Annotated in this window: 16 protein-coding genes and 1 tRNA gene; 1 reads left to right on the top strand and 16 read right to left on the bottom strand. The window is 59.6% G+C overall.

Annotated elements, in window-relative coordinates:
* Positions 1 to 288 precede the first annotated feature (288 nt).
* The 4 genes from tuf (HGP14_RS08035) to rpsL form a co-directional block, all read right to left on the bottom strand.
* Entirely contained in the window at positions 289 to 1,464 is a 1,176-nt protein-coding gene (tuf, locus tag HGP14_RS08035; protein ID WP_039844630.1) for an elongation factor Tu, read from the bottom strand.
* Positions 1,465 to 1,532: 68 nt separating this feature from the next.
* Positions 1,533 to 3,632 carry an elongation factor G gene (gene fusA / locus HGP14_RS08030; protein ID WP_168829315.1) on the bottom strand — a complete coding sequence of 700 codons (2,100 nt, stop codon included), beginning with the start codon at positions 3,630 to 3,632 and terminating at the stop codon, positions 1,533 to 1,535.
* A gap of 30 nt (positions 3,633 to 3,662) precedes the next feature.
* Positions 3,663 to 4,133, bottom strand: a complete 471-nt coding sequence (gene rpsG / locus HGP14_RS08025; RefSeq protein WP_168829314.1) for a 30S ribosomal protein S7 — start codon at positions 4,131 to 4,133, stop codon at positions 3,663 to 3,665.
* 76 nt (positions 4,134 to 4,209) lie between these two features.
* Positions 4,210 to 4,581 (bottom strand): 30S ribosomal protein S12, encoded by a 372-nt coding sequence (gene rpsL, locus HGP14_RS08020; RefSeq protein WP_003547537.1) that lies wholly within the window; start codon positions 4,579 to 4,581, stop codon positions 4,210 to 4,212.
* A gap of 500 nt (positions 4,582 to 5,081) precedes the next feature.
* On the opposite strand from rpsL, the gene HGP14_RS08015 reads away from it, so the two are divergent.
* Positions 5,082 to 5,375: a transcriptional regulator gene (locus tag HGP14_RS08015; RefSeq protein ID WP_168829313.1), complete on the top strand. Its 294-nt coding sequence runs from the start codon at positions 5,082 to 5,084 to the stop codon at positions 5,373 to 5,375.
* A gap of 177 nt (positions 5,376 to 5,552) precedes the next feature.
* On the opposite strand, the gene rpoC is transcribed toward HGP14_RS08015, so the two are convergent.
* The 12 genes from rpoC to HGP14_RS07955 all read right to left on the bottom strand — a co-directional run bounded on the left by rpoC (position 5,553) and on the right by HGP14_RS07955 (position 20,928).
* The gene (gene rpoC / locus HGP14_RS08010; protein ID WP_168829312.1) at positions 5,553 to 9,764 is read right to left on the bottom strand and encodes a DNA-directed RNA polymerase subunit beta'; all 4,212 of its coding nucleotides are present in this window, start codon (positions 9,762 to 9,764) and stop codon (positions 5,553 to 5,555) included.
* Positions 9,765 to 9,952: 188 nt separating this feature from the next.
* Positions 9,953 to 14,095: a DNA-directed RNA polymerase subunit beta gene (gene rpoB, locus HGP14_RS08005; RefSeq protein ID WP_168829311.1), complete on the bottom strand. Its 4,143-nt coding sequence runs from the start codon at positions 14,093 to 14,095 to the stop codon at positions 9,953 to 9,955.
* Positions 14,096 to 14,353: 258 nt separating this feature from the next.
* Positions 14,354 to 14,734, bottom strand: a complete 381-nt coding sequence (gene rplL, locus HGP14_RS08000; RefSeq protein WP_168829310.1) for a 50S ribosomal protein L7/L12 — start codon at positions 14,732 to 14,734, stop codon at positions 14,354 to 14,356.
* A gap of 58 nt (positions 14,735 to 14,792) precedes the next feature.
* Complete coding sequence (gene rplJ, locus HGP14_RS07995; protein ID WP_016553543.1) at positions 14,793 to 15,311, bottom strand: 50S ribosomal protein L10; 519 nt, start codon at positions 15,309 to 15,311, stop codon at positions 14,793 to 14,795.
* A 331-nt stretch (positions 15,312 to 15,642) separates the two neighbouring features.
* A complete protein-coding gene (rplA, locus tag HGP14_RS07990) occupies positions 15,643 to 16,341 on the bottom strand; it encodes a 50S ribosomal protein L1 (protein WP_168829309.1) in 699 nt (232 codons plus the stop codon).
* A gap of 1 nt (position 16,342) precedes the next feature.
* On the bottom strand, positions 16,343 to 16,774 hold the full coding sequence (gene rplK, locus HGP14_RS07985) for a 50S ribosomal protein L11 (RefSeq protein ID WP_168829308.1): 432 nt from the start codon (positions 16,772 to 16,774) through the stop codon (positions 16,343 to 16,345).
* Positions 16,775 to 16,950: 176 nt separating this feature from the next.
* The gene (gene nusG / locus HGP14_RS07980) at positions 16,951 to 17,481 is read right to left on the bottom strand and encodes a transcription termination/antitermination protein NusG (RefSeq protein ID WP_168829307.1); all 531 of its coding nucleotides are present in this window, start codon (positions 17,479 to 17,481) and stop codon (positions 16,951 to 16,953) included.
* Positions 17,482 to 17,498: 17 nt separating this feature from the next.
* Complete coding sequence (gene secE / locus HGP14_RS07975) at positions 17,499 to 17,699, bottom strand: preprotein translocase subunit SecE (protein WP_168829306.1); 201 nt, start codon at positions 17,697 to 17,699, stop codon at positions 17,499 to 17,501.
* Positions 17,700 to 17,886: 187 nt separating this feature from the next.
* Positions 17,887 to 17,962, bottom strand: a tRNA-Trp gene (locus HGP14_RS07970).
* A 138-nt stretch (positions 17,963 to 18,100) separates the two neighbouring features.
* The gene (locus HGP14_RS07965; RefSeq protein ID WP_168829305.1) at positions 18,101 to 18,994 is read right to left on the bottom strand and encodes an NAD-dependent epimerase/dehydratase family protein; all 894 of its coding nucleotides are present in this window, start codon (positions 18,992 to 18,994) and stop codon (positions 18,101 to 18,103) included.
* A 163-nt stretch (positions 18,995 to 19,157) separates the two neighbouring features.
* Positions 19,158 to 20,333, bottom strand: coding sequence for an elongation factor Tu (tuf, locus tag HGP14_RS07960; RefSeq protein ID WP_039844630.1), 1,176 nt, complete (start codon positions 20,331 to 20,333; stop codon positions 19,158 to 19,160).
* Positions 20,334 to 20,625: 292 nt separating this feature from the next.
* On the bottom strand, positions 20,626 to 20,928 hold the full coding sequence (locus HGP14_RS07955; protein WP_168829304.1) for a hypothetical protein: 303 nt from the start codon (positions 20,926 to 20,928) through the stop codon (positions 20,626 to 20,628).
* Positions 20,929 to 21,093 lie beyond the last annotated feature (165 nt).

Genomic DNA, 21,093 nt, shown 5'->3' with positions numbered 1-21,093 from the left:
GTTTCCCACGTGCCTGTCAGGCAGGACACGGGTTGTTCTTTTTCCTAAGGCGGACCACCGGTTTCAAAGATCGAGAGGGACACCGGAATGCGGTATCCCTATCCAGTCTTCAGGCCTTACGGCCACCTTATTGTTCGTTGTATTCCCCCGCTTCAGTGAACGAAGCAGGGCGCAAATCGCGCTCGCGCGCCATTTGCTACATTTTTATGTCATAAGCAAGCGGCTATCCGCCGCTTGCTTAAAAGATTTCCATGCAATCGGCGCAGACCAGGTCTGCGCCGAATTCCATTATTCTACGATGCTTGCGACGATGCCGGCGCCGACGGTACGGCCGCCTTCGCGGATGGCGAAGCGCAGCTTTTCTTCCATGGCGATCGGAACGATCAGTTCGACGTCAACCGTGACGTTGTCGCCCGGCATGACCATTTCCGTGCCTTCCGGCAGCGTGACGATGCCCGTCACGTCAGTCGTGCGGAAGTAGAACTGCGGACGGTAGTTGGTGAAGAACGGCGTATGACGGCCGCCTTCTTCCTTCGTCAGGATGTAGGCTTCGGCCTTGAACTTCTTGTGCGGCTTCACCGAACCCGGCTTGCACAGGATCTGGCCACGCTCGACGCCGTCACGGTTCACACCGCGGATCAGCGCGCCGATGTTGTCGCCGGCCTGGCCCTGGTCGAGCAGCTTGCGGAACATTTCAACGCCGGTCACCGTCGTCTTCGAGGTCGGGCGGATGCCGACGATCTCGACTTCTTCGCCAACCTTGACGATGCCACGCTCGACGCGGCCGGTGACAACCGTACCGCGGCCGGAGATCGAGAACACGTCTTCGATCGGCATCAGGAACGGCTGGTCGATCGGACGCTCAGGCGTCGGGATGTAGGCGTCGACCTGAGCCATCAGCTCGCGGATCGCGTCTTCGCCGATCTTCTTGTCGCTGTCTTCGAGAGCGGCAAGAGCCGAACCCTTGACGACCGGGATGTCGTCGCCCGGGAAGTCGTAGGACGACAGCAGTTCGCGCACTTCGAGCTCGACGAGTTCGAGAAGCTCGGCGTCGTCAACCTGGTCGACCTTGTTGAGGAACACGACGATCGCAGGAACGCCGACCTGACGAGCGAGCAGGATGTGCTCGCGGGTCTGCGGCATCGGGCCGTCGGCGGCCGAGCACACCAGGATCGCGCCGTCCATCTGTGCGGCACCGGTGATCATGTTCTTAACGTAGTCGGCGTGGCCGGGGCAGTCGACGTGAGCATAATGGCGGTTGGCCGTCTCGTATTCGACGTGCGCCGTCGAAATGGTGATGCCGCGGGCCTTTTCTTCCGGAGCTGCGTCGATCTGGTCGTATGCCTTGAACTCGCCGAAATACTTGGTGATCGCTGCCGTCAGAGACGTCTTGCCGTGGTCAACGTGGCCGATCGTGCCGATGTTAACGTGCGGCTTGTTGCGCTCAAACTTACTCTTTGCCATTTTCGGCTCTCCATTTTGCTAGTCCCCGAAGGGATCTAATTCTTGTTATCGGTCAATTGGTATTCCGGTCACTTCTGACCGGAATACTTTGCCTGGATTTCAGTTGCGACGTTCGACGGGACCGGCGAGTAGTGATCGAAGGTCATCGTGTACTGAGCACGGCCCTGCGACATGGAGCGCAGGTTATCCACGTACTTGAACATGTTCGCCAGCGGAACGTTGGCGTTGATGACTACGGCGATACCGCGGCTTTCCTGGCCCTGGATCTGACCACGGCGGGAGTTGAGATCGCCGATAACGTCACCGACGTAGTCTTCCGGAGTGACGACTTCGACCCTCATCATCGGCTCGAGGAGCTGAGCGCCGGCCTTCTTGGCCGCTTCACGGAAGCAAGCACGCGAGGCGATTTCGAACGCCAGAACCGACGAGTCGACGTCGTGGAAGGCACCGTCGATGAGCGTCGCCTTGACGCCCAGCATCGGGAAGCCAGCGAGCGGACCGGAGGACAGAACGCTTTCGATGCCCTTCTGGACGCCCGGGATGTATTCCTTCGGAACGGAACCACCGACGATCTTCGATTCGAACTTGAAGTCTTCGCCTTCCGGGTTCGGTTCGAAGATGATCTTGACGCGCGCGAACTGGCCGGTACCACCGGTCTGCTTCTTGTGCGTGTAATCTTCTTCGGTCATGCGGGTAATGGTTTCGCGGTAAGCAACCTGCGGCGCGCCGACGTTTGCTTCTACCTTGAACTCACGACGCATGCGGTCGACGATGATGTCGAGGTGCAGTTCGCCCATGCCGGCGATGATCGTCTGACCGGATTCCTGGTCCGTCTTCACGCGGAAGGACGGGTCTTCGGCTGCCAGGCGGTTGAGCGCGAGGCCCATCTTTTCCTGGTCGCCCTTGGACTTCGGCTCGATAGCGATCTGGATGACCGGCTCCGGGAACTCCATGCGCTCGAGGATAACCGGCTTCAGCGGGTCGCAAAGCGTGTCACCCGTGGTGGTTTCCTTCAGGCCGGCGAGAGCAACGATGTCGCCTGCGAAGGCTTCTTCGATGTCTTCACGGGAGTTCGAGTGCATCTGCAGCATGCGGCCGACGCGCTCGCGCTTGTCCTTGACCGTGTTCAGAACCGAGGAGCCCTTTTCCAGCTTGCCGGAGTAGATGCGCGCGAAGGTCAGCGAGCCGACGAACGGGTCGTTCATGATCTTGAACGCGAGCATGGAAAGCGGCTCGCTGTCGTCAGCGTGGCGCTCGATTTCGGCTTCGGTCTTGAAGTCGATGCCCTTGATCGCCGGAATGTCGAGCGGCGACGGCAGGTAGTCGACAACCGCGTCGAGAAGCGGCTGAACGCCCTTGTTCTTGAAGGCGGTGCCGCAGAACATCGGGTGGAACTTGACGTCGATCGTGCCGCGGCGGACGAGCGCGCGGATTTGATCGTTGTCGGGCATGTTGCCTTCGAGGTAGGCTTCCATCGCGGCTTCGTCGATCTCGACAACGGTCTCGATCAGCTTTTCGCGATATTCCTCAGCCTTGGCCTTAAGGTCTTCCGGAATTTCAACGACGTCCCACTGTGCGCCAAGCGACTCGTCGCGCCACACGAGAGCGTTCATCTCGACCAGGTCGACAACGCCCTTGAAGTCGCTTTCTGCGCCGATCGGCAGCTGCATGACGACAGCCGTTGCGCCGAGACGAGTCTTGATCATCTCGACGGAGCGGTAGAAGTCCGCACCGGTCTTGTCCATCTTGTTGCAGAAGATCATACGCGGAACGTTGTACTTCTCAGCCTGACGCCAGACGGTCTCCGTCTGCGGCTCAACACCGGCGTTGGCGTCGAGGAGCGCAATCGCGCCGTCGAGAACGCGCAGCGAACGCTCGACTTCGATGGTGAAGTCGACGTGGCCGGGGGTGTCGATGATGTTGAAGCGGCGCATCTTGCCGTCACGGCCCTTCCAGTAGGTCGTGGTCGCAGCGGAGGTGATCGTGATGCCACGCTCCTGCTCCTGCTCCATCCAGTCCATGGTGGCTGCGCCATCGTGAACTTCACCGATCTTGTGCGACTTGCCGGTGTAATAGAGAATACGCTCGGTGGTCGTGGTCTTGCCGGCGTCAATGTGCGCCATGATACCGAAATTTCGGTAGTCTTCGATCTTATATTCGCGAGCCATTGTGGACTGCCTTTCGATACCCGTTCGGGATTACCAGCGATAGTGCGAGAACGCACGGTTGGCATCAGCCATCTTGTGCGTGTCTTCGCGCTTCTTCACGGCACTGCCGCGGTTGTTGGATGCATCGAGAAGCTCGCCGGAAAGGCGGTCAACCATGGTCGTTTCGTTGCGCTTGCGGGCAGCAGCGATGAGCCAGCGAATGGCAAGAGCCTGACGGCGCTCCGGACGAACATCGACCGGAACCTGGTAGGTCGCGCCACCGACGCGGCGCGAGCGGACTTCAACGTGCGGGGCAATGTTGTCGAGCGCAGCATGGAAAACCGCGAGCGGCTCCTGCTTGGACTTGCCCTGTACGGAGTCGAACGCACCGTAGACGATGTTTTCGGCGACGGACTTCTTACCATCGAGCATGATGGCATTCATGAACTTCGTGACAACCAGGTCGCCGAACTTCGGGTCCGGGTTGATCTCGCGCTTTTCTGCTCTGTGACGTCTGGACATACTTCTCGTCTCTTTAACTGTTAAGGCGCTTTATCACGCGGAGAACCTCGCGCAGCGCCGGAAAACCAAAACCGAATTACTTCGGACGCTTCGCACCGTACTTCGAACGGCGCTGCTTGCGGTTCTTGACACCCTGAGTATCGAGAACGCCGCGGATGATGTGGTAACGAACACCCGGAAGGTCCTTGACGCGGCCGCCACGGATCATGACGACAGAGTGTTCCTGAAGGTTGTGACCTTCGCCGGGGATGTAACCAATGACTTCAAAGCCGTTGGTGAGGCGGATCTTGGCAACCTTACGTAGAGCCGAGTTCGGCTTCTTCGGCGTCGTGGTGTAGACGCGGGTGCAAACGCCGCGCTTCTGCGGGTTCTCCTGCAGCGCAGGAACCTTGTTACGCTTTACGTTCGCCTGGCGAGGCTTGCGGATCAGCTGGTTTACGGTAGGCATTCAACCATCCCTTACGTTTATCTTTCGAACCCTTGCGGGCGCAACTCACGCCGTCTCCGGCAAGATCACACGGCTGTCGTCAATGCGCAAAATGTGGCCCGATCCGCTTGCGCAGATGGACCACTGGAGGCAGAGGACGCAAAAAAGACATGCGTCATGCGTGCAGGCATCATATCTTCAACGTGCGTTTCGAACCTTGTTTGAGGAAAACTCCAGAGCGCGACGCTCCAGACAGCCATGCCTCACATGGGTTCCGATGGCGCGGGTACTACTGGTTTCCCACAGCTTCGTCAAGGCCGGTTAAGAAATAATCTTAGGCGGATCGCCTTGAAACCCGGGCTTCCTGCGCTCTTTGAAGGCTTTTAGACGAATTGCGCGCTGCGTTCCAACTTGAACTTGGGCATTGCAGCAAAAACGGCTAAGGAATCGGCCTTGGCAGGCTGCGCGCCCGTGTAAACGGATTCGAGTGTTCGAATCGTTAATGTTCAAAAGGATGATGAATGATCGAGAAGCCCGACAACGACAATAACACCGCCGAGCCGATGATCTTCATCATCATTGGCAAGGGATACGAATCCGATGGCAGCGAGGGCGTCGACCTGCACGTCATGTTGAGGGCGGCCGACGATGACAGCGCGGTGCGCGAGGCGCTGAACGCGCTCGCCGAAGAAGGCTTCATCGAAGCCGACCTCGACCAGATCGGCTTGCTGACCGATGTGCCGGAAGAGGAGCCGCATGCCTCGGCCTACCAGGGCGCCCTCGAAGGCGAAGTCTCCATCATTCGGTTCAATTGAAGGCGTGACGGAGCCGGACGACCGGCCAGCTCCAGTCCTCCCATGAAAGAGACCGCCCGAAGCGGATTGTCCCTGGAAAATCGCAAGGGCTGAGCAAACTGCAGGCCATCACGACGAAAAACAAAAACCGCCCGGATCGCTCCGGGCGGTTTTTCAATTCGCTGGCCGAAGCTGCCGTTACTCGGCAGCCGGGGCGTTTTCGCTGGCCATGTCCTGAAGCATCGGCGTTGCGGCCTCTGCACCCGTGCCCTTGCGGCGCTCTTCGAGGATCAGCTCGTCGCGCGACGTGGCGATACGGCGGATCTGGGTCATGGTGCCGCCCGTACCAGCCGGGATGAGACGGCCGACGATGACGTTTTCCTTGAGACCCTGCAGGCCGTCGGTCTTGCCGGCGATCGCAGCTTCCGTCAGCACCTTCGTCGTTTCCTGGAAGGAAGCCGCCGAGATGAAGGACGGGGTCTGTAGCGATGCCTTGGTGATGCCGAGGAGAACCGGATCGCCGTAGGCAGGCTTCTTGCCCTGTTCGATCAGCGCGTCGTTGACGTCCTCGAGTTCGATACGGTCGACGTTATCGCCGACGATATAGGTCGAGTCGCCTGCATCGGTGATTTCCACCTTCTGCAGCATCTGCCGGACAATCACTTCGATGTGCTTGTCGTTGATGACAACGCCCTGCAAGCGGTAGACTTCCTGGATTTCGTTGACGAGGTAGGAAGCCAGAGCCTCCACGCCCTTGATCGCCAGGATGTCGTGCGGTGCCGGGTTACCGTCGAGGATGTAGTCACCCTTTTCGATATAGTCGCCATCCTGCAGATGGAACGGCTTGCCCTTCGGGATCAGGTACTCGACAGGCTCGACACCGTCTTCCGCCGGCTCGATGATGACGCGACGCTTGTTCTTGTAGTCGCGGCCGAGGCGGATCGTACCATCGATCTCAGCGATGATGGCGTGGTCCTTCGGACGACGAGCTTCGAACAGTTCGGCAACACGCGGCAGACCACCGGTGATGTCCTTGGTCTTGGCGCTTTCGAGCGGCGAACGTGCAAGCACGTCACCCTGCGACACCTTCGTGCCCGGCTCGACCGACAGGATCGCATCGACCGAGAGCAGGAAGCGCGCGTCACCACCGCGTGACAGCTTCATGACATTGCCGCTGGCGTCCTTGATGACGATTGCGGGCTTCAGGTCCGAACCACGCGGGGTCGAACGCCAGTCGATAACCTGACGCTTGGTGATACCCGTCGATTCGTCGGTCGCTTCGAGGACAGAGAGACCGTCGACAACGTCTTCGAACTGAACGGTACCGGCTACTTCCGTCATCATCGGACGGGTGTAGGGGTCCCACTCTGCCAGACGCTGGCCGCGCTTGACCTTGTCGCCTTCGTCGACGTGCAGCTTCGAACCATAGGCAATGCGTTGCGACGAGCGCTCGACACCACGCTCGTCCAGGATCTGGACGGTCATGTTGCGGCCCATCGCAACGAGGCTGCCTTCCGAGTTGCGCAGCACGTTGCGGTTCTTGAGCTGAACCGTACCCTCATACGAGGCTTCCAGGAACGACTGGTCGACCACGGTTGCCGTGCCACCAAGGTGGAACGTACGCATGGTAAGCTGCGTGCCCGGCTCGCCGATCGACTGAGCGGCGATGACGCCGACCGCTTCGCCCATGTTGACCGGCGTACCGCGCGCGAGGTCGCGACCGTAGCAAACGGCGCAGACGCCCGTCTGGATTTCGCAGGTCAGTGCCGAACGGATACGGATCGACTGGATGCCGGCCTTTTCGATCTCGGCGACATCGGGCTCGAGGATCATCTTGCCGGCATCGACGATACGCTCGCCGGTGACCGGATGATCGATGTCATCGAGAGCAGTACGGCCGAGGATACGAGCGCCGAGCGAAGCAACGACCTGACCGGCATCGACGATGGCGGTCATGGTGAGGCCCTTGTCGGTGCCGCAATCCACGGAGTTGACGATGCAGTCCTGCGCGACGTCGACAAGACGGCGGGTCAGGTAGCCCGAGTTTGCCGTCTTCAAGGCGGTGTCTGCCAGACCCTTACGGGCGCCGTGCGTCGAGTTGAAGTACTCGTTGACGGTCAGGCCTTCCTTGAAGTTCGAGGTGATCGGCGTTTCGATGATTTCGCCCGACGGCTTGGCCATGAGGCCGCGCATGCCGCCCAGCTGGCGCATCTGGTTCGGAGAACCACGGGCACCCGAGTGCGACATCATGTAGATGGCGTTCATCGGCTTCTGGCGACCGGTGTTCGGGTCGAACTCGACGGCCTTAATGCGGGCCATCATGTCTTCAGCGACCTTCTCGGTAGCCTTGCCCCAGGCGTCGACAACCTTGTTGTACTTTTCGCCCTGAGTGATCAGGCCGTCGTTGTACTGCTGCTCGTACTCCTTGACCAGGTTTTCGGTGTCGCCAACGATCTTTGCCTTGGTTTCCGGAATGACCATGTCGTCCTTGCCGAAGGAGATGCCGGCACGGCACGCATGCGCAAAGCCGAGCTGCATGATACGGTCGCAGAAAATGACCGTGTCCTTCTGACCGCAGTGACGGTAGACCGTGTCGATCATCTTGGAGATGTTCTTCTTGGTCATTTCCTGGTTGCAGATGTCGAACGGCACCTTGTGGTTCTTCGGCAGCAGTTCGCCGATCAGCAGGCGGCCAGGAGTCGTCTCGTAGATCTTGGAGACGGGCTTGCCATCCTCGTCGATCGTCTTGAAGCGACCGCGGATTTTGGTGTGCAGCGTGACGACCTTGCTTTCGAGAGCATGATGCAGTTCGCCGAGATCGGAGAAGGCCATGCCTTCGCCCGGCTCGTTCTGGTTCATGATCGAGAGGTAGTACAGGCCGAGAACCATGTCCTGCGACGGAACGATGATCGGTGCGCCGTTTGCCGGGTGCAGGATGTTGTTCGTCGACATCATCAGCACGCGGGCTTCGAGCTGGGCTTCGAGCGACAGCGGCACGTGAACGGCCATCTGGTCACCGTCGAAGTCGGCGTTGAAGGCCGTGCAGACGAGCGGGTGCAGCTGGATCGCCTTGCCTTCGACCAGGGTCGGTTCGAAGGCCTGGATGCCCAGGCGGTGGAGCGTCGGTGCGCGGTTAAGCAGGACCGGATGCTCGCGGATGACCTCGTCGAGGATATCCCAGACTTCCGGCTTTTCCTTTTCGACCAGCTTCTTGGCCTGCTTGACGGTCGAGGAGTAACCCTTGGCGTCGAGACGGGCGTAGATGAACGGCTTGAAGAGTTCGAGCGCCATCTTCTTCGGCAGGCCGCACTGGTGCAGCTTCAGCTCCGGACCGGTCACGATGACCGAACGGCCGGAATAGTCGACGCGCTTGCCGAGCAGGTTCTGGCGGAAGCGGCCCTGCTTGCCCTTCAGCATGTCGGACAGAGACTTCAGCGGACGCTTGTTGGCGCCGGTGATGACGCGGCCGCGGCGGCCGTTGTCGAACAGCGCGTCCACAGATTCCTGCAGCATGCGCTTTTCGTTGCGGATGATGATGCCCGGCGCACGAAGCTCGATCAGGCGCTTCAGACGGTTGTTACGGTTGATGACGCGGCGATAAAGATCGTTGAGGTCGGACGTCGCGAAGCGGCCGCCGTCGAGCGGGACCAGCGGACGCAGATCCGGCGGGATCACCGGAACGACCTTCATGATCATCCACTCCGGACGGTTGCCTGACTCCATGAAGTTCTCGACGATCTTCAGGCGCTTCATCAGCTTCTTCTGCTTGAGGTCCGACGTGGTGTCGGCAAGCTCGGAGCGCAGATCGCCAGCGATCTTCTCGAGGTTCATCGAGGCCAGCATCTCGTAGATGGCTTCAGCGCCGATCATGGCCGTGAACTGGTCTTCGCCGTATTCGTCGACGGCGATCATGTACTCTTCTTCGCTCAGGAGCTGATGCTCCTTGAGCGCGGTGAGGCCGGGCTCGGTGACGATGTAGTTTTCGAAGTAGAGAACGCGCTCGACATCCTTCAGCGTCATGTCGAGCAGCGTGGAAATGCGGCTCGGCAGCGACTTCAGGAACCAGATGTGGGCGACCGGGGCAGCGAGCTCGATATGGCCCATGCGCTCGCGGCGAACGCGCGACAGCGTGACTTCGACGCCGCACTTCTCGCAGATGATGCCCTTGTACTTCATGCGCTTGTACTTGCCGCACAGGCACTCGTAGTCCTTGATGGGCCCGAAGATGCGCGCGCAGAAGAGGCCGTCGCGTTCCGGCTTGAACGTGCGGTAGTTGATGGTTTCCGGCTTCTTGATCTCACCGTAAGACCAGGAGAGAATCTTCTCCGGAGAGGCGATCGAAATCCGGATGGAGTCGAAATTCTGTGCAGGCACCTGCGGATTGAAAAGATTCATGACCTCTTGGTTCATGCCTGTCTCCTTTGTGGGCGAAGCGCCCTTAGCTTGCGATGGTCAGCGGCAAATCCCGGGAACCGCGCCAACGCGTAAAACGACAATAACCGCAAAATGCGGCAGAAACGTCCCTGCCCGGCCGACACACTACGGGGCCTCGGCGGGAACGGTGTGCGCCGCTTAACAGCGCACACCCTATCAAGTGGTTACTCGGCTGCGTCCGGCAGCGCGCTCGCCTGCTGCGAATCCTCGACCTTCGAGTTTTCCAGCTCGACGCTGAGGCCGAGCGAGCGCATTTCCTTGACGAGAACGTTGAAGCTTTCGGGAATACCCGCTTCGAACGTATCGTCGCCACGGACGATGGCTTCGTAGACCTTGGTGCGGCCGGCAACGTCGTCCGACTTCACCGTCAGCATCTCCTGCAGCGTGTAGGCTGCGCCGTATGCTTCCAGCGCCCAGACTTCCATTTCGCCGAAGCGCTGACCGCCGAACTGCGCCTTGCCGCCCAGCGGCTGCTGGGTAACGAGCGAGTACGGGCCGATCGAACGGGCGTGGATCTTGTCGTCGACTAGGTGGTTGAGCTTCAGCATGTAGATGTAGCCCACGGTCACCTGACGGTCGAACTGCTCGCCCGTACGGCCATCGTAAAGCGTCGACTGGCCGGAGTCCTTGAGACCTGCAAGACGCAGCATCTCGTTGACGTCGCCTTCATGCGCACCGTCGAAGACCGGCGTTGCGATCGAAACGCCGCGCTTCCACTGGTCGGCAAGACGCAGGACCGAGTCATCGTCGAAGTCCTGGACCTGTTCGGCCTTCGGACCGTCGCCGACAACGTCGCCGATCGTCTTGCGGAGCGGTTCGATGTTGCCGCTTGCCTTGTAGGCTTCGATCATCTCGCCGATCTGCCTGCCCATGCCGGCGCAAGCCCAACCGAGGTGCGTTTCGAGGATCTGACCGACGTTCATGCGCGAAGGCACGCCGAGCGGGTTCAGAACGACGTCGACATGCGTACCGTCTTCGAGGAACGGCATGTCTTCGACCGGAACGATGCGCGACACGACACCCTTGTTACCGTGACGGCCGGCCATCTTGTCGCCCGGCTGGATCTTGCGCTTAACAGCAACGAAGACCTTGACCATCTTCATGACGCCCGGAGGCATTTCGTCGCCGCGCTGGACCTTTTCGACCTTGTCCATGAAGCGCTGTTCAAGGCGCGACTTGGATTCGTCGTACTGGCCGCGGAGAGCTTCAAGCTCGCTCTGAACCTTCTCGTCCTCGACCGCGAACATCCACCACTGCGAGCGGGGATATTCGGAAACGACGGCGTTCGAAAGTTCGGTGCCCTTCTTGAAGCCCTTCGGACCGGCGATCGCGACCTGGCCGCGCAGCATGTCGACCAGACGGCCGTAGACGTTACGGTCGAGGATCGCCTGCTCGTCGTCGCGGTCCTTTGCAAGACGCTCGATTTCTTCGCGCTCGATCGCCATCGCGCGCTCGTCCTTTTCAACGCCGTGGCGGTTGAAGACGCGCACTTCGACGATCGTGCCGTAGGTGCCGGGCGGCATGCGCATGGACGTATCGCGGACGTCGGAAGCCTTTTCACCGAAGATGGCGCGCAGAAGCTTTTCTTCCGGCGTCATCGGGCTTTCGCCCTTCGGCGTGATCTTGCCGACGAGGATATCGCCCGGCTGAACTTCGGCGCCGATGTAAACGATGCCGGCTTCGTCGAGGTTCTTCAGCGCTTCTTCCGAAACGTTCGGAATGTCGCGCGTGATTTCTTCCGGACCAAGCTTGGTGTCACGCGCCATCACTTCGAATTCTTCGATGTGGATGGAGGTGAACACGTCGTCGGCAACGATACGCTCCGAGAGCAGGATCGAGTCTTCGTAGTTGTAACCGTTCCACGGCATGAACGCGACGAGCGCGTTGCGGCCGAGAGCGAGATCGCCCAGGTCCGTCGACGGACCGTCGGCGAGGATGTCGCCGCGGTTGACAACGTCACCGACGGTGACCAGCGGGCGCTGGTTGACGCAGGTGTTCTGGTTCGAACGCTGGAACTTCTGCAGGCGGTAGATATCGACGCCGGACTTGCCAGCTTCGAGGTCTTCCGTCGCGCGGATAACGATACGCGTCGCATCGACCTGGTCGACCACGCCGCCGCGGCGAGCGCCGATGGCGGCGCCGGAGTCGCGGGCAACGACCGGCTCCATGCCGGTACCGACGAACGGAGCTTCAGCACGCAGCAGCGGAACGGCCTGACGCTGCATGTTCGAGCCCATGAGAGCGCGGTTGGCGTCGTCGTTTTCCAGGAACGGGATGAGCGCGGCTGCGACCGAAACGACCTGCTTCGGCGAGACGTCCATCAGGTTCATGCTGTCGCGCGGGGCGAGCATGACTTCGCCGGCATGACGGCAAACGACGAATTCGTCGGTGAAGGATCCGTCGGTGCCAAGCTCGGCGTTCGCCTGCGCGACGTAGTACTTCGCCTCTTCCATGGCAGAAAGGTAAAGCACGTCGTTCGTCACCTTGCCATCAACGATGCGACGGTACGGGCTTTCGATGAAGCCGTACTTGTTGACGCGGGCGAAGGTCGCAAGCGAGTTGATCAGACCGATGTTCGGACCTTCCGGCGTTTCGATCGGGCAAATGCGGCCGTAGTGGGTCGGGTGAACGTCGCGGACTTCGAAGCCTGCGCGCTCGCGGGTCAGACCACCCGGGCCAAGAGCCGATAGACGACGCTTGTGGGTGATTTCCGACAGCGGGTTCACCTGGTCCATGAACTGCGACAGCTGCGAGGAGCCGAAGAATTCGCGAACGGCGGCAGCTGCCGGCTTCGCGTTGATCAGGTCCTGCGGCATGACCGTGTCGATTTCGATCGAGGACATACGTTCCTTGATCGCACGCTCCATGCGGAGCAGGCCGAGACGGTACTGGTTTTCCATCAATTCGCCGACAGAGCGAACACGACGGTTGCCGAGGTTGTCGATGTCGTCGATTTCGCCCTTGCCGTCGCGCAGCTCGACGAGCATCTTGACCACGGCCAGGATGTCGTCCTTGCGCAGAACGCGAACGGTGTCTTCAACGTCGAGGTCGAGACGCATGTTCATCTTCACGCGGCCAACGGCAGAGAGGTCGTACCGCTCCGCATCGAAGAACAGCGAGTTGAACATGGCTTCCGCCGAGTCCATGGTCGGCGGTTCACCCGGACGCATGACGCGGTAGATGTCGAACAGAGCGTCCTGACGGTTCTCGTTCTTGTCTGCCGTGAGCGTATTGCGAATATAGGCGCCGACATTGATGTGGTCGATGCCGAGAACCGGGATCTCGTCGAAACCGTTGGAGAGAATGACCGGCAGGGTCTTCTCGTCGATCTCGTCGCCGGCTTCCAGATAGATCTCACCTGTCGAGTAGTTGACGATGTCTTCGGCAAGATAGTTGCCGTACAGATCGTCGTCCGTCGCTTTCAGAGCCTTGAGGCCTTTGTCGGAAAGCTGGCGGAGCAGACGCGGGGTTAGCTTCTTGCCGGCTTCGACAACGACTTCGCCGGTGTCGGCGTCAACCATCTCGGTGATCGCCTTGGCACCCTTCAGCGTTTCCGGCTTGAAGGGAATGCGCCAGCCCTGGCCGTCGCGCTTGTAGAGCGACTTCGTATAGAAGGTGTCGAGGATTTCCTCGCCGTCCATGCCGAGGGCCATCAGCAGCGACGACACCGGAATCTTGCGGCGGCGGTCGATACGGGCATAGACGATGTCCTTGGCGTCGAATTCGATGTCGAGCCAGGAACCGCGATACGGGATCACGCGGGCAGCGAAGAGCAGCTTGCCGGAGGAATGGCTCTTGCCCTTGTCGTGGTCGAAGAAGACGCCCGGCGAACGGTGCATCTGGGACACGATAACGCGTTCGGTGCCGTTCACGATGAACGTACCGTTGTTCGTCATGAGCGGCATGTCGCCCATGTAGACGGACTGTTCCTTGATGTCCTTGATCGACTTCGCGCCGGTATCCTCATCGATATCGAACACGATGAGACGGAGGGTAACCTTCAGCGGCGCTGCATAGGTCAGGTCGCGCTGGCGGCACTCGTCGACGTCGAACTTCGGCGGCTCGAATTCATAGGACACGAATTCCAGCATCGAAGCGCCAGAGAAGTCCGTGATCGGGAAAACTGACTTGAAGACGGCCTGAAGGCCTTCGTCAGGGCGGCCGCCCTTCGGCTCTTCTACCATCAGGAATTGGTCGTAGGATGCCTTCTGAACCTCGATGAGGTTCGGCATTTCTGCGACTTCGGGGATCTTACCAAAAAACTTGCGTACGCGCCTACGACCATTGAACGAAAGGGTCTGAGCCATCGTCGCTCCTTCAAAAATTGCATCCGGGCCTGCAACGGACGGGAACCGCTGGCCAGGCGATCCCGTCAATCAATGGATATCTCAATCTCGTCTCACATCCCGAAGCCACACGGCCGGATTGCCTTGCGCTTCGGTTCGAGACCATGCTCTTGAAGAACCCATTACCCAAAAGCCGGTTTCACGCGGCTTTTGGGTAATTCGTTCATAAAAACGGCAAACGGGAGACGGCAAATACCGCCTCCCAGATGCAGTTCAAGATTACTTGACGTCGGCCTTTGCGCCTGCGTCTTCAAGCTTCTTCTTGATGTCAGCGGCTTCAGCCTTGGAAACGGCTTCCTTGACAGCCTTCGGAGCGCCTTCGACGAGGTCCTTGGCTTCCTTGAGGCCGAGGCCGGTGATGGCGCGGACTTCCTTGATGACGTTGATCTTGTTGGCGCCGGCATCCGTGAGGATGACGTCGAACTCGGTCTTTTCTTCTTCAGCAGCAGCAGCAGCGCCTGCACCGCCAGCAACGGCAGCAACAGCGACCGGAGCAGCAGCGGAAACGCCCCACTTTTCTTCGAGAAGCTTGGACAGTTCTGCAGCTTCCAGAACGGTCAGCGAGGAGAGGTCGTCTACGATCTTTGCGAGATCAGCCATTTTATCAGTTCCTTTTGTTCGGTTCGAACCGGTTGTTTATAAACAGCAAAAAACCGCCTTATGCGGCTTCGTCCTTCTTGGCGTAAGCCGAAAACACACGAGCAAGCTGGCTTGCCGGTGCTGCAACAACGCCTGCGATACGGGTAGCCGGAGTCTGGATCATGCCCAGCAGCTTCGCGCGCAGTTCGTCCAACGAAGGCAGGGTCGCAAGCGACTTGACTGCATCGGCGTTGAGCGTCGTTGTTCCCATGGCGCCACCGAGGACAACGATCTTATCGTTGGTCTTGGCGAAATCCACGACGACTTTCGGAGCGGTGATCGGGTCATTGCTGTATGCAATGAGCGTCTGACCGGTGAAGAGACCAGAGATCCCTTCCGCTTCCGTACCCTGAAGGGCGATTTTGGCCAGGCGGTTCTTCGCGACTTTGACGGTGCCGCCAGCAGCGCGCATCTTGGAACGGAAGTCGTTCATCTGCGCGACTGTAGCACCAGCATAGTGGGCCACGACAACCGAGCCCGAAGCCTTGAAGACTTCGTTCAGTTCCGTGACGAATTCGCGTTTTTCCGCTCTTTCCACTGCCTATCTCCAGTTGGCAGGACCTTTTGACAGGCCCCACCGGGTTGCCTTTTGCCTCCCGGGATCAGAAGCGATCCCAAGCGGCGCTTGAGGATCCTGTCCCCTCGCGCTTCGCGCCAAAGAAAGGCCGAAGGCACAAGGCATCCAAGGCTCGAACCAAATTCCTAGAAGCAGAACTTCATGCAATTCGGGTCTTACCCGTCTCATGCAGGCCAAGTGATTAAGGGAAAACCACCTGCAATCTCGGACAGGATTCCGGATTTCTCCGGAATATCCCGGCCCCTTGCGAGGCCGGAATTCTTGCTACCGGGCATACGCCCGATGAAACTTGTTAGGCGACCGTGACCGACGACGGGTCGATCTTGACGCCCGGGCCCATGGTCGAAGAGATCGCTACGCGCTTGACGTAGTTGCCCTTTGCACCAGCCGGCTTTGCCTTGATGACGGCATCGGCGAAGGCACGGATGTTTTCTTCCAGAGCCTTTGCATCGAAGGACGCCTTGCCGATACCGGCATGAACGATACCAGCCTTCTCGACGCGGAACTCGACGGCGCCGCCCTTGGAGGCCTTGATCGCGCCAGTAACGTCCATGGTGACCGTTCCGACCTTCGGGTTCGGCATCATGCCGCGCGGGCCGAGCACCTTACCGAGACGGCCGACGAGCGGCATCATGTCCGGGGTCGCGATGACGCGATCGAAATCGATCTTGCCACCCTGAACGATTTCAACCAGGTCTTCCGCGCCGACAATGTCGGCACCGGCTGCCTTGGCTTCGTCGGCCTTGGCGCCACGGGCGAAAACGGCGACGCGAACGTCGCGGCCCGTGCCGTTCGGCAGATTGACGACGCCACGGACCATCTGGTCAGCATGACGCGGATCGACGCCGAGGTTCATCGCGATTTCGACGGTCTCGTCGAACTTGGCGATCGCCCGGGCCTTGACCATCGAGATGGCGTCCGTCAGCGCGACCAGCTTGGTCGGGTCGACGCCTTCGCGGATCTTCTGAATACGCTTTGCGAGCTTTGCCATGTTACGCCACCACTTCCAGGCCCATGGCGCGGGCAGAGCCCTCGATCATGGCCATTGCGCCCTCGATATCCGCGGCGTTCAGGTCCTTCATCTTGGCTTCGGCGATCGACTTGATCTGAGCCTTGGTCAGCTTGCCGGCGGTAGCGCCCTTGCCGGGCGTCTTGGAACCGGACTGAATCTTCGCTTCCTTCTTGAGGAAGTAGCTGACAGGCGGCTGCTTCATCGCGAAGGTAAAGGACTTGTCTTGGTAATAGGTGATGACGACCGGGATCGGCATACCCTTTTCCATTTCCTGCGTGGCGGCATTGAACGCCTTGCAGAATTCCATGATGTTAATGCCACGCTGACCAAGCGCCGGGCCGATCGGCGGGGACGGGTTTGCCGATCCTGCCTTGACCTGAAGCTTGAGCTGGCCTGCAACTTTCTTAGCCATAACTCTCTGCCTTTCATTGGTGACCGGTTGCCCGGCCAGGGATGCCGGATTGCTCCGGCGGCTGCGGTTGCGTGGTGCGGATTTTAAGAGCCCGGCTAAGACCCCTCACCTTCCACGCGGCTTGCGGCTTTCACCGCAGACGTCAATCAGGAATGACCGACGTCCGATTGCTAAAATCAGACCTTTTCGACCTGACCGTATTCCAGTTCAACTGGGGTCGCGCGGCCGAAGATCGACACTTCCACCTTCAGGCGCGAACGCTCCTCGTCCACATCCTGAACCGTGCCGTTGAACGATGCGAACGGACCGTCGGAAACGCGGACCTGCTCGCCGATCTCGAAGGTAACGGAAGCCTTCGGCCGCTCGACACCTTCTTGGACCTGACCGAGAATGCGCTCGGCCTCGGAGTCCGGAATCGGAACGGGCTTGTTGTCGGAGCCGAGGAAGCCTGTGACCTTCGGCGTGTTCTTGATCAGGTGGTAGGCTTCGTCCGTCAGGTTCGCACGAACCATGACGTAACCCGGGAAGAACTTGCGCTCGCTGTCGACCTTGCGGCCACGGCGCACTTCAACCACCTTTTCGGTCGGCACAAGGATCTTCTCGAAAAGATGCTCGAGACCCTTCTGACGAGCCTTGTTCTCGATGTCTTCTGCGACCTTCTTTTCAAAATTCGAATACGCGTGGACGATGTACCAACGTGCCGCCATCTAATATCTCCACCCGATCAATTGCTGGTGTTGAGCACGAAGCTCAGGGCCCAGCCAATCAGCTGGTCAGCAGCAAAGAAAAACAGCGCGGCGAAAACCACCATGACCAGCACCATGATCGTCGAGATCATGGTTTCACGACGAGACGGCCAAGTAACTTTGGACGTTTCGGCGCGAACCTGCTGCAGGAACGCAAACGGATTGGATTTGGATGCCATCGACTGCCCACGCAATTACGGCGCGTAAAGCTGAACGTCTCAGCCCCACGCACCGCGTGTCTGTTGAACCTACATAAACATCAATTCCCAATTTCACAAGAGGGAATGCGAAGTTTAGCGAAATTTGCCATATGCCCTCTCCGCCGGAACGCTGCGAGAACGTCCGCGCTTTTCCGTTCGAAGAAGATGGCAGGGGCAGAGGGGCTCGAACCCCCGACCTGCGGTTTTGGAGACCGCCGCTCTACCAGCTGAGCTATACCCCTTTACGCTTTACATTCAGCCCTTTGACCTTGCGGCCGAAGCGCTTCGTGCAAGCATGGCGCTCCTTTAAGGCGGGAGTGCGGGATTGGCAAGTGCGTTTTTCTATTTTTCCAATCCCGCGTCACCGGATGGCCCTGCGATCAGATCTTCACGTACTTGCGCCAGTCATGCTCTTCCTTGAAGCCGAGGACTTCGCGGATCTTGCGGTTCGAGAGCAAGCCCTCGTATTCCCCGATCTCGCGGGTAAAGGGCACATTCGGGAAAAAGCGCCTGGCGAGTTCCTTCGACGGCATGTTGGCCGTCACGGTGTCATTCACGGCATTGAATACCTGGAAGCCCAGTCCGTCCTTCCCGATGCACAGATGGACGATCTGCGCCAGATCGCGGGCATCGACATAGTTCCAGGCGTTGCGCCTGCGCGTCTCGGGATTGGCAACAAAGCCGCGAAATTTCTCATATTCATGCGGTTCGATGACATTACCTATGCGCAGCGCATAGATATCGGCACCGGAACGCTCGGCAAAGGCGCGTGCCGTCTTCTCGTTCAGCACCTTCGACAGGCCATAGCTGTCCATAGGATCGACGTCGTAGTCCTCTTCCAGCGGAAACTGATGAAAATCCTTCTGTCCCTCCGCGAAGCAGACGCCGTAGGTCGTCTCGCTCGACGCAAGGATGATTTTCCGCACGCCGAGTTTCACCGCAGCCTCGATGACATTGTAGGTGCCCATCGTGTTGATGCGGAAGGTCTCGTTGTCCGGCTTGATGAGAATGCGCGGGATGGCGGCAAAATGCACGACGGCGTCGAAGCCCTTGACGCCCTCTCCCGTGTCGAGGCCGGGAAAATCGCGATGCATCGACAATACGTTGAAGACCTGACCGCTATCGGTGATATCGGCGATCAGGTTGGTGACACCGGGGCTGTCGAGCGGAACAAGATCGACATTGTGCACGTCATAGCCGGCGTTGATGAGCCACGGCACGACATGCCGGCCGGCCTTGCCAGAGCCGCCGGTAAAAAGAATACGCTTCTTCATGAAATCTCCTCCGCTGCATGAGTTCGGAGCAAAAATAATGTCTTTGAGGGGCAGCGCAAGGTCATGGAGGAGACCCCCGCGCAATCCCGGCGGCCCCTGCCCCAGAACGAGAGAAGCCCCGCTGTTTCCAGCGGGGCTTCTTGAATTCACGATAAGTCGAAGATTACTCGACGATGCTTGCGACGATGCCGGCGCCGACGGTGCGGCCGCCTTCGCGGATGGCGAAGCGCAGCTTTTCTTCCATGGCGATCGGAACGATCAGTTCGACGTCAACCGTGACGTTGTCGCCCGGCATGACCATTTCCGTGCCTTCCGGCAGCGTGACGATGCCCGTCACGTCAGTCGTGCGGAAGTAGAACTGCGGACGGTAGTTGGTGAAGAACGGCGTATGACGGCCGCCTTCTTCCTTCGTCAGGATGTAGGCTTCGGCCTTGAACTTCTTGTGCGGCTTCACCGAACCCGGCTTGCACAGGATCTGGCCACGCTCGACGCCGTCACGGTTCACACCGCGGATCAGCGCGCCGATGTTGTCGCCGGCCTGGCCCTGGTCGAGCAGCTTGCGGAACATTTCAACGCCGGTCACCGTCGTCTTCGAGGTCGGGCGGATGCCGACGATCTCGACTTCTTCGCCAACCTTGACGATGCCACGCTCGACGCGGCCGGTGACAACCGTACCGCGGCCGGAGATCGAGAACACGTCTTCGATCGGCATCAGGAACGGCTGGTCGATCGGACGCTCAGGCGTCGGGATGTAGGCGTCGACCTGAGCCATCAGCTCGCGGATCGCGTCTTCGCCGATCTTCTTGTCGCTGTCTTCGAGAGCGGCAAGAGCCGAACCCTTGACGACCGGGATGTCGTCGCCCGGGAAGTCGTAGGACGACAGCAGTTCGCGCACTTCGAGCTCGACGAGTTCGAGAAGCTCGGCGTCGTCAACCTGGTCGACCTTGTTGAGGAACACGACGATGGCCGGAACGCCAACCTGACGAGCGAGCAGGATGTGCTCGCGGGTCTGCGGCATCGGGCCGTCGGCGGCCGAGCAAACCAGGATCGCGCCGTCCATCTGTGCGGCACCGGTGATCATGTTCTTGACGTAGTCGGCGTGGCCGGGGCAGTCGACGTGAGCATAATGGCGGTTGGCCGTCTCGTATTCGACGTGCGCCGTCGAAATGGTGATGCCGCGGGCCTTTTCTTCCGGAGCCGCGTCGATCTGGTCGTACGCCTTGAACTCGCCGAAGTACTTGGTGATCGCTGCCGTCAGAGACGTCTTGCCGTGGTCAACGTGGCCGATCGTGCCGATGTTAACGTGCGGCTTGTTGCGCTCAAACTTACTCTTTGCCATTTGAATGCTTCCTGTGAACGAAAAGGGTGACCCCGGCGAACCGGTTTAGTGCCGCCGTTTAAGGCTTTCGGCGAAATTCCGCAAGACCTAATTGCGAAGGCCTTTCCCGGCTTACAACCGCATATGGGCGACGACCGGCACCTCGCAAGAGAGCCGGCTTCCAGAACACCGAAAATCATTGAAAAGCGAAGGGAAATTGGAGCGCGGCGGGAATCGTTTCCATATGCCGTGTCAATCGGCAAGTCTGCATTCTGCAGGACGGCCACCCGCGATGCGGCTGGCCCGCGCGCGGTTACTTCGGGATCTTGTTGTAAAACGAATCCGGATCGTAAACGCAGGCGTAGTCGAGGACGCACAGGCGTCCGTCGGCATCACGCAAACTGGTGGTGTCCCATTTGTCACCGAGGCTGCAGCGGGCCGGTGGATAGCGGAAGCTGCGGCCGCCGAAGCCGACGCGGACAAAAACCGCCTTCTGTTGCCGGATGATCTGCGCAAGCTGGTTGCAGCTATAAGCGCGAGCATTGACTTCCACGGCCTCGACGGCAAGAGCTGACGAGGGGAGCAAAAGCGCACCGGCTAGAATCATGCTTTTCATAGAGGGTCCCCCAAATGGGAGTTAGTTAAGCAGCGGCGCCCACGGCATTCAAAGCAAATTTTGGAGAGGTGTTAAAATTCGGCGCGAGAAGGACCTCCGTGGCATACACTTCGCTGATCAGGGAGCGTGAAGTCTCGGAGGTCGCGGGACAGTGCTGAAGATCGA

Origin of the sequence: Rhizobium sp. P32RR-XVIII, from assembly GCF_012641395.1 — a bacterium.
In the GTDB taxonomy this organism is placed as follows: Bacteria; Pseudomonadota; Alphaproteobacteria; order Rhizobiales; family Rhizobiaceae; genus Rhizobium.
The sequence above is the reverse complement of the archived record's forward strand: the minus strand, read 5'-3'. Positions and strand labels throughout refer to the sequence as shown.

Coding starts and splice junctions, on each gene's coding strand:
- tuf (WP_039844630.1), bottom strand. CDS start 1,464: ATGGCAAAGAGTAAGTTTGAGCGCAACAAGCCGCACGTTAACATCGGC.
- rplL (WP_168829310.1), bottom strand. CDS start 14,734: ATGGCTGATCTCGCAAAGATCGTAGACGACCTCTCCTCGCTGACCGTT.
- nusG (WP_168829307.1), bottom strand. CDS start 17,481: ATGGCGGCACGTTGGTACATCGTCCACGCGTATTCGAATTTTGAAAAG.
- rpoC (WP_168829312.1), bottom strand. CDS start 9,764: ATGAACCAAGAGGTCATGAATCTTTTCAATCCGCAGGTGCCTGCACAG.
- rpsL (WP_003547537.1), bottom strand. CDS start 4,581: ATGCCTACCGTAAACCAGCTGATCCGCAAGCCTCGCCAGGCGAACGTA.
- secE (WP_168829306.1), bottom strand. CDS start 17,699: ATGGCATCCAAATCCAATCCGTTTGCGTTCCTGCAGCAGGTTCGCGCC.
- rpsG (WP_168829314.1), bottom strand. CDS start 4,133: ATGTCCAGACGTCACAGAGCAGAAAAGCGCGAGATCAACCCGGACCCG.
- HGP14_RS08015 (WP_168829313.1), top strand. CDS start 5,082: ATGATCGAGAAGCCCGACAACGACAATAACACCGCCGAGCCGATGATC.
- fusA (WP_168829315.1), bottom strand. CDS start 3,632: ATGGCTCGCGAATATAAGATCGAAGACTACCGAAATTTCGGTATCATG.
- HGP14_RS07965 (WP_168829305.1), bottom strand. CDS start 18,994: ATGAAGAAGCGTATTCTTTTTACCGGCGGCTCTGGCAAGGCCGGCCGG.
- rpoB (WP_168829311.1), bottom strand. CDS start 14,095: ATGGCTCAGACCCTTTCGTTCAATGGTCGTAGGCGCGTACGCAAGTTT.
- rplA (WP_168829309.1), bottom strand. CDS start 16,341: ATGGCAAAGCTCGCAAAGCGTATTCAGAAGATCCGCGAAGGCGTCGAC.
- rplK (WP_168829308.1), bottom strand. CDS start 16,774: ATGGCTAAGAAAGTTGCAGGCCAGCTCAAGCTTCAGGTCAAGGCAGGA.
- tuf (WP_039844630.1), bottom strand. CDS start 20,333: ATGGCAAAGAGTAAGTTTGAGCGCAACAAGCCGCACGTTAACATCGGC.
- HGP14_RS07955 (WP_168829304.1), bottom strand. CDS start 20,928: ATGAAAAGCATGATTCTAGCCGGTGCGCTTTTGCTCCCCTCGTCAGCT.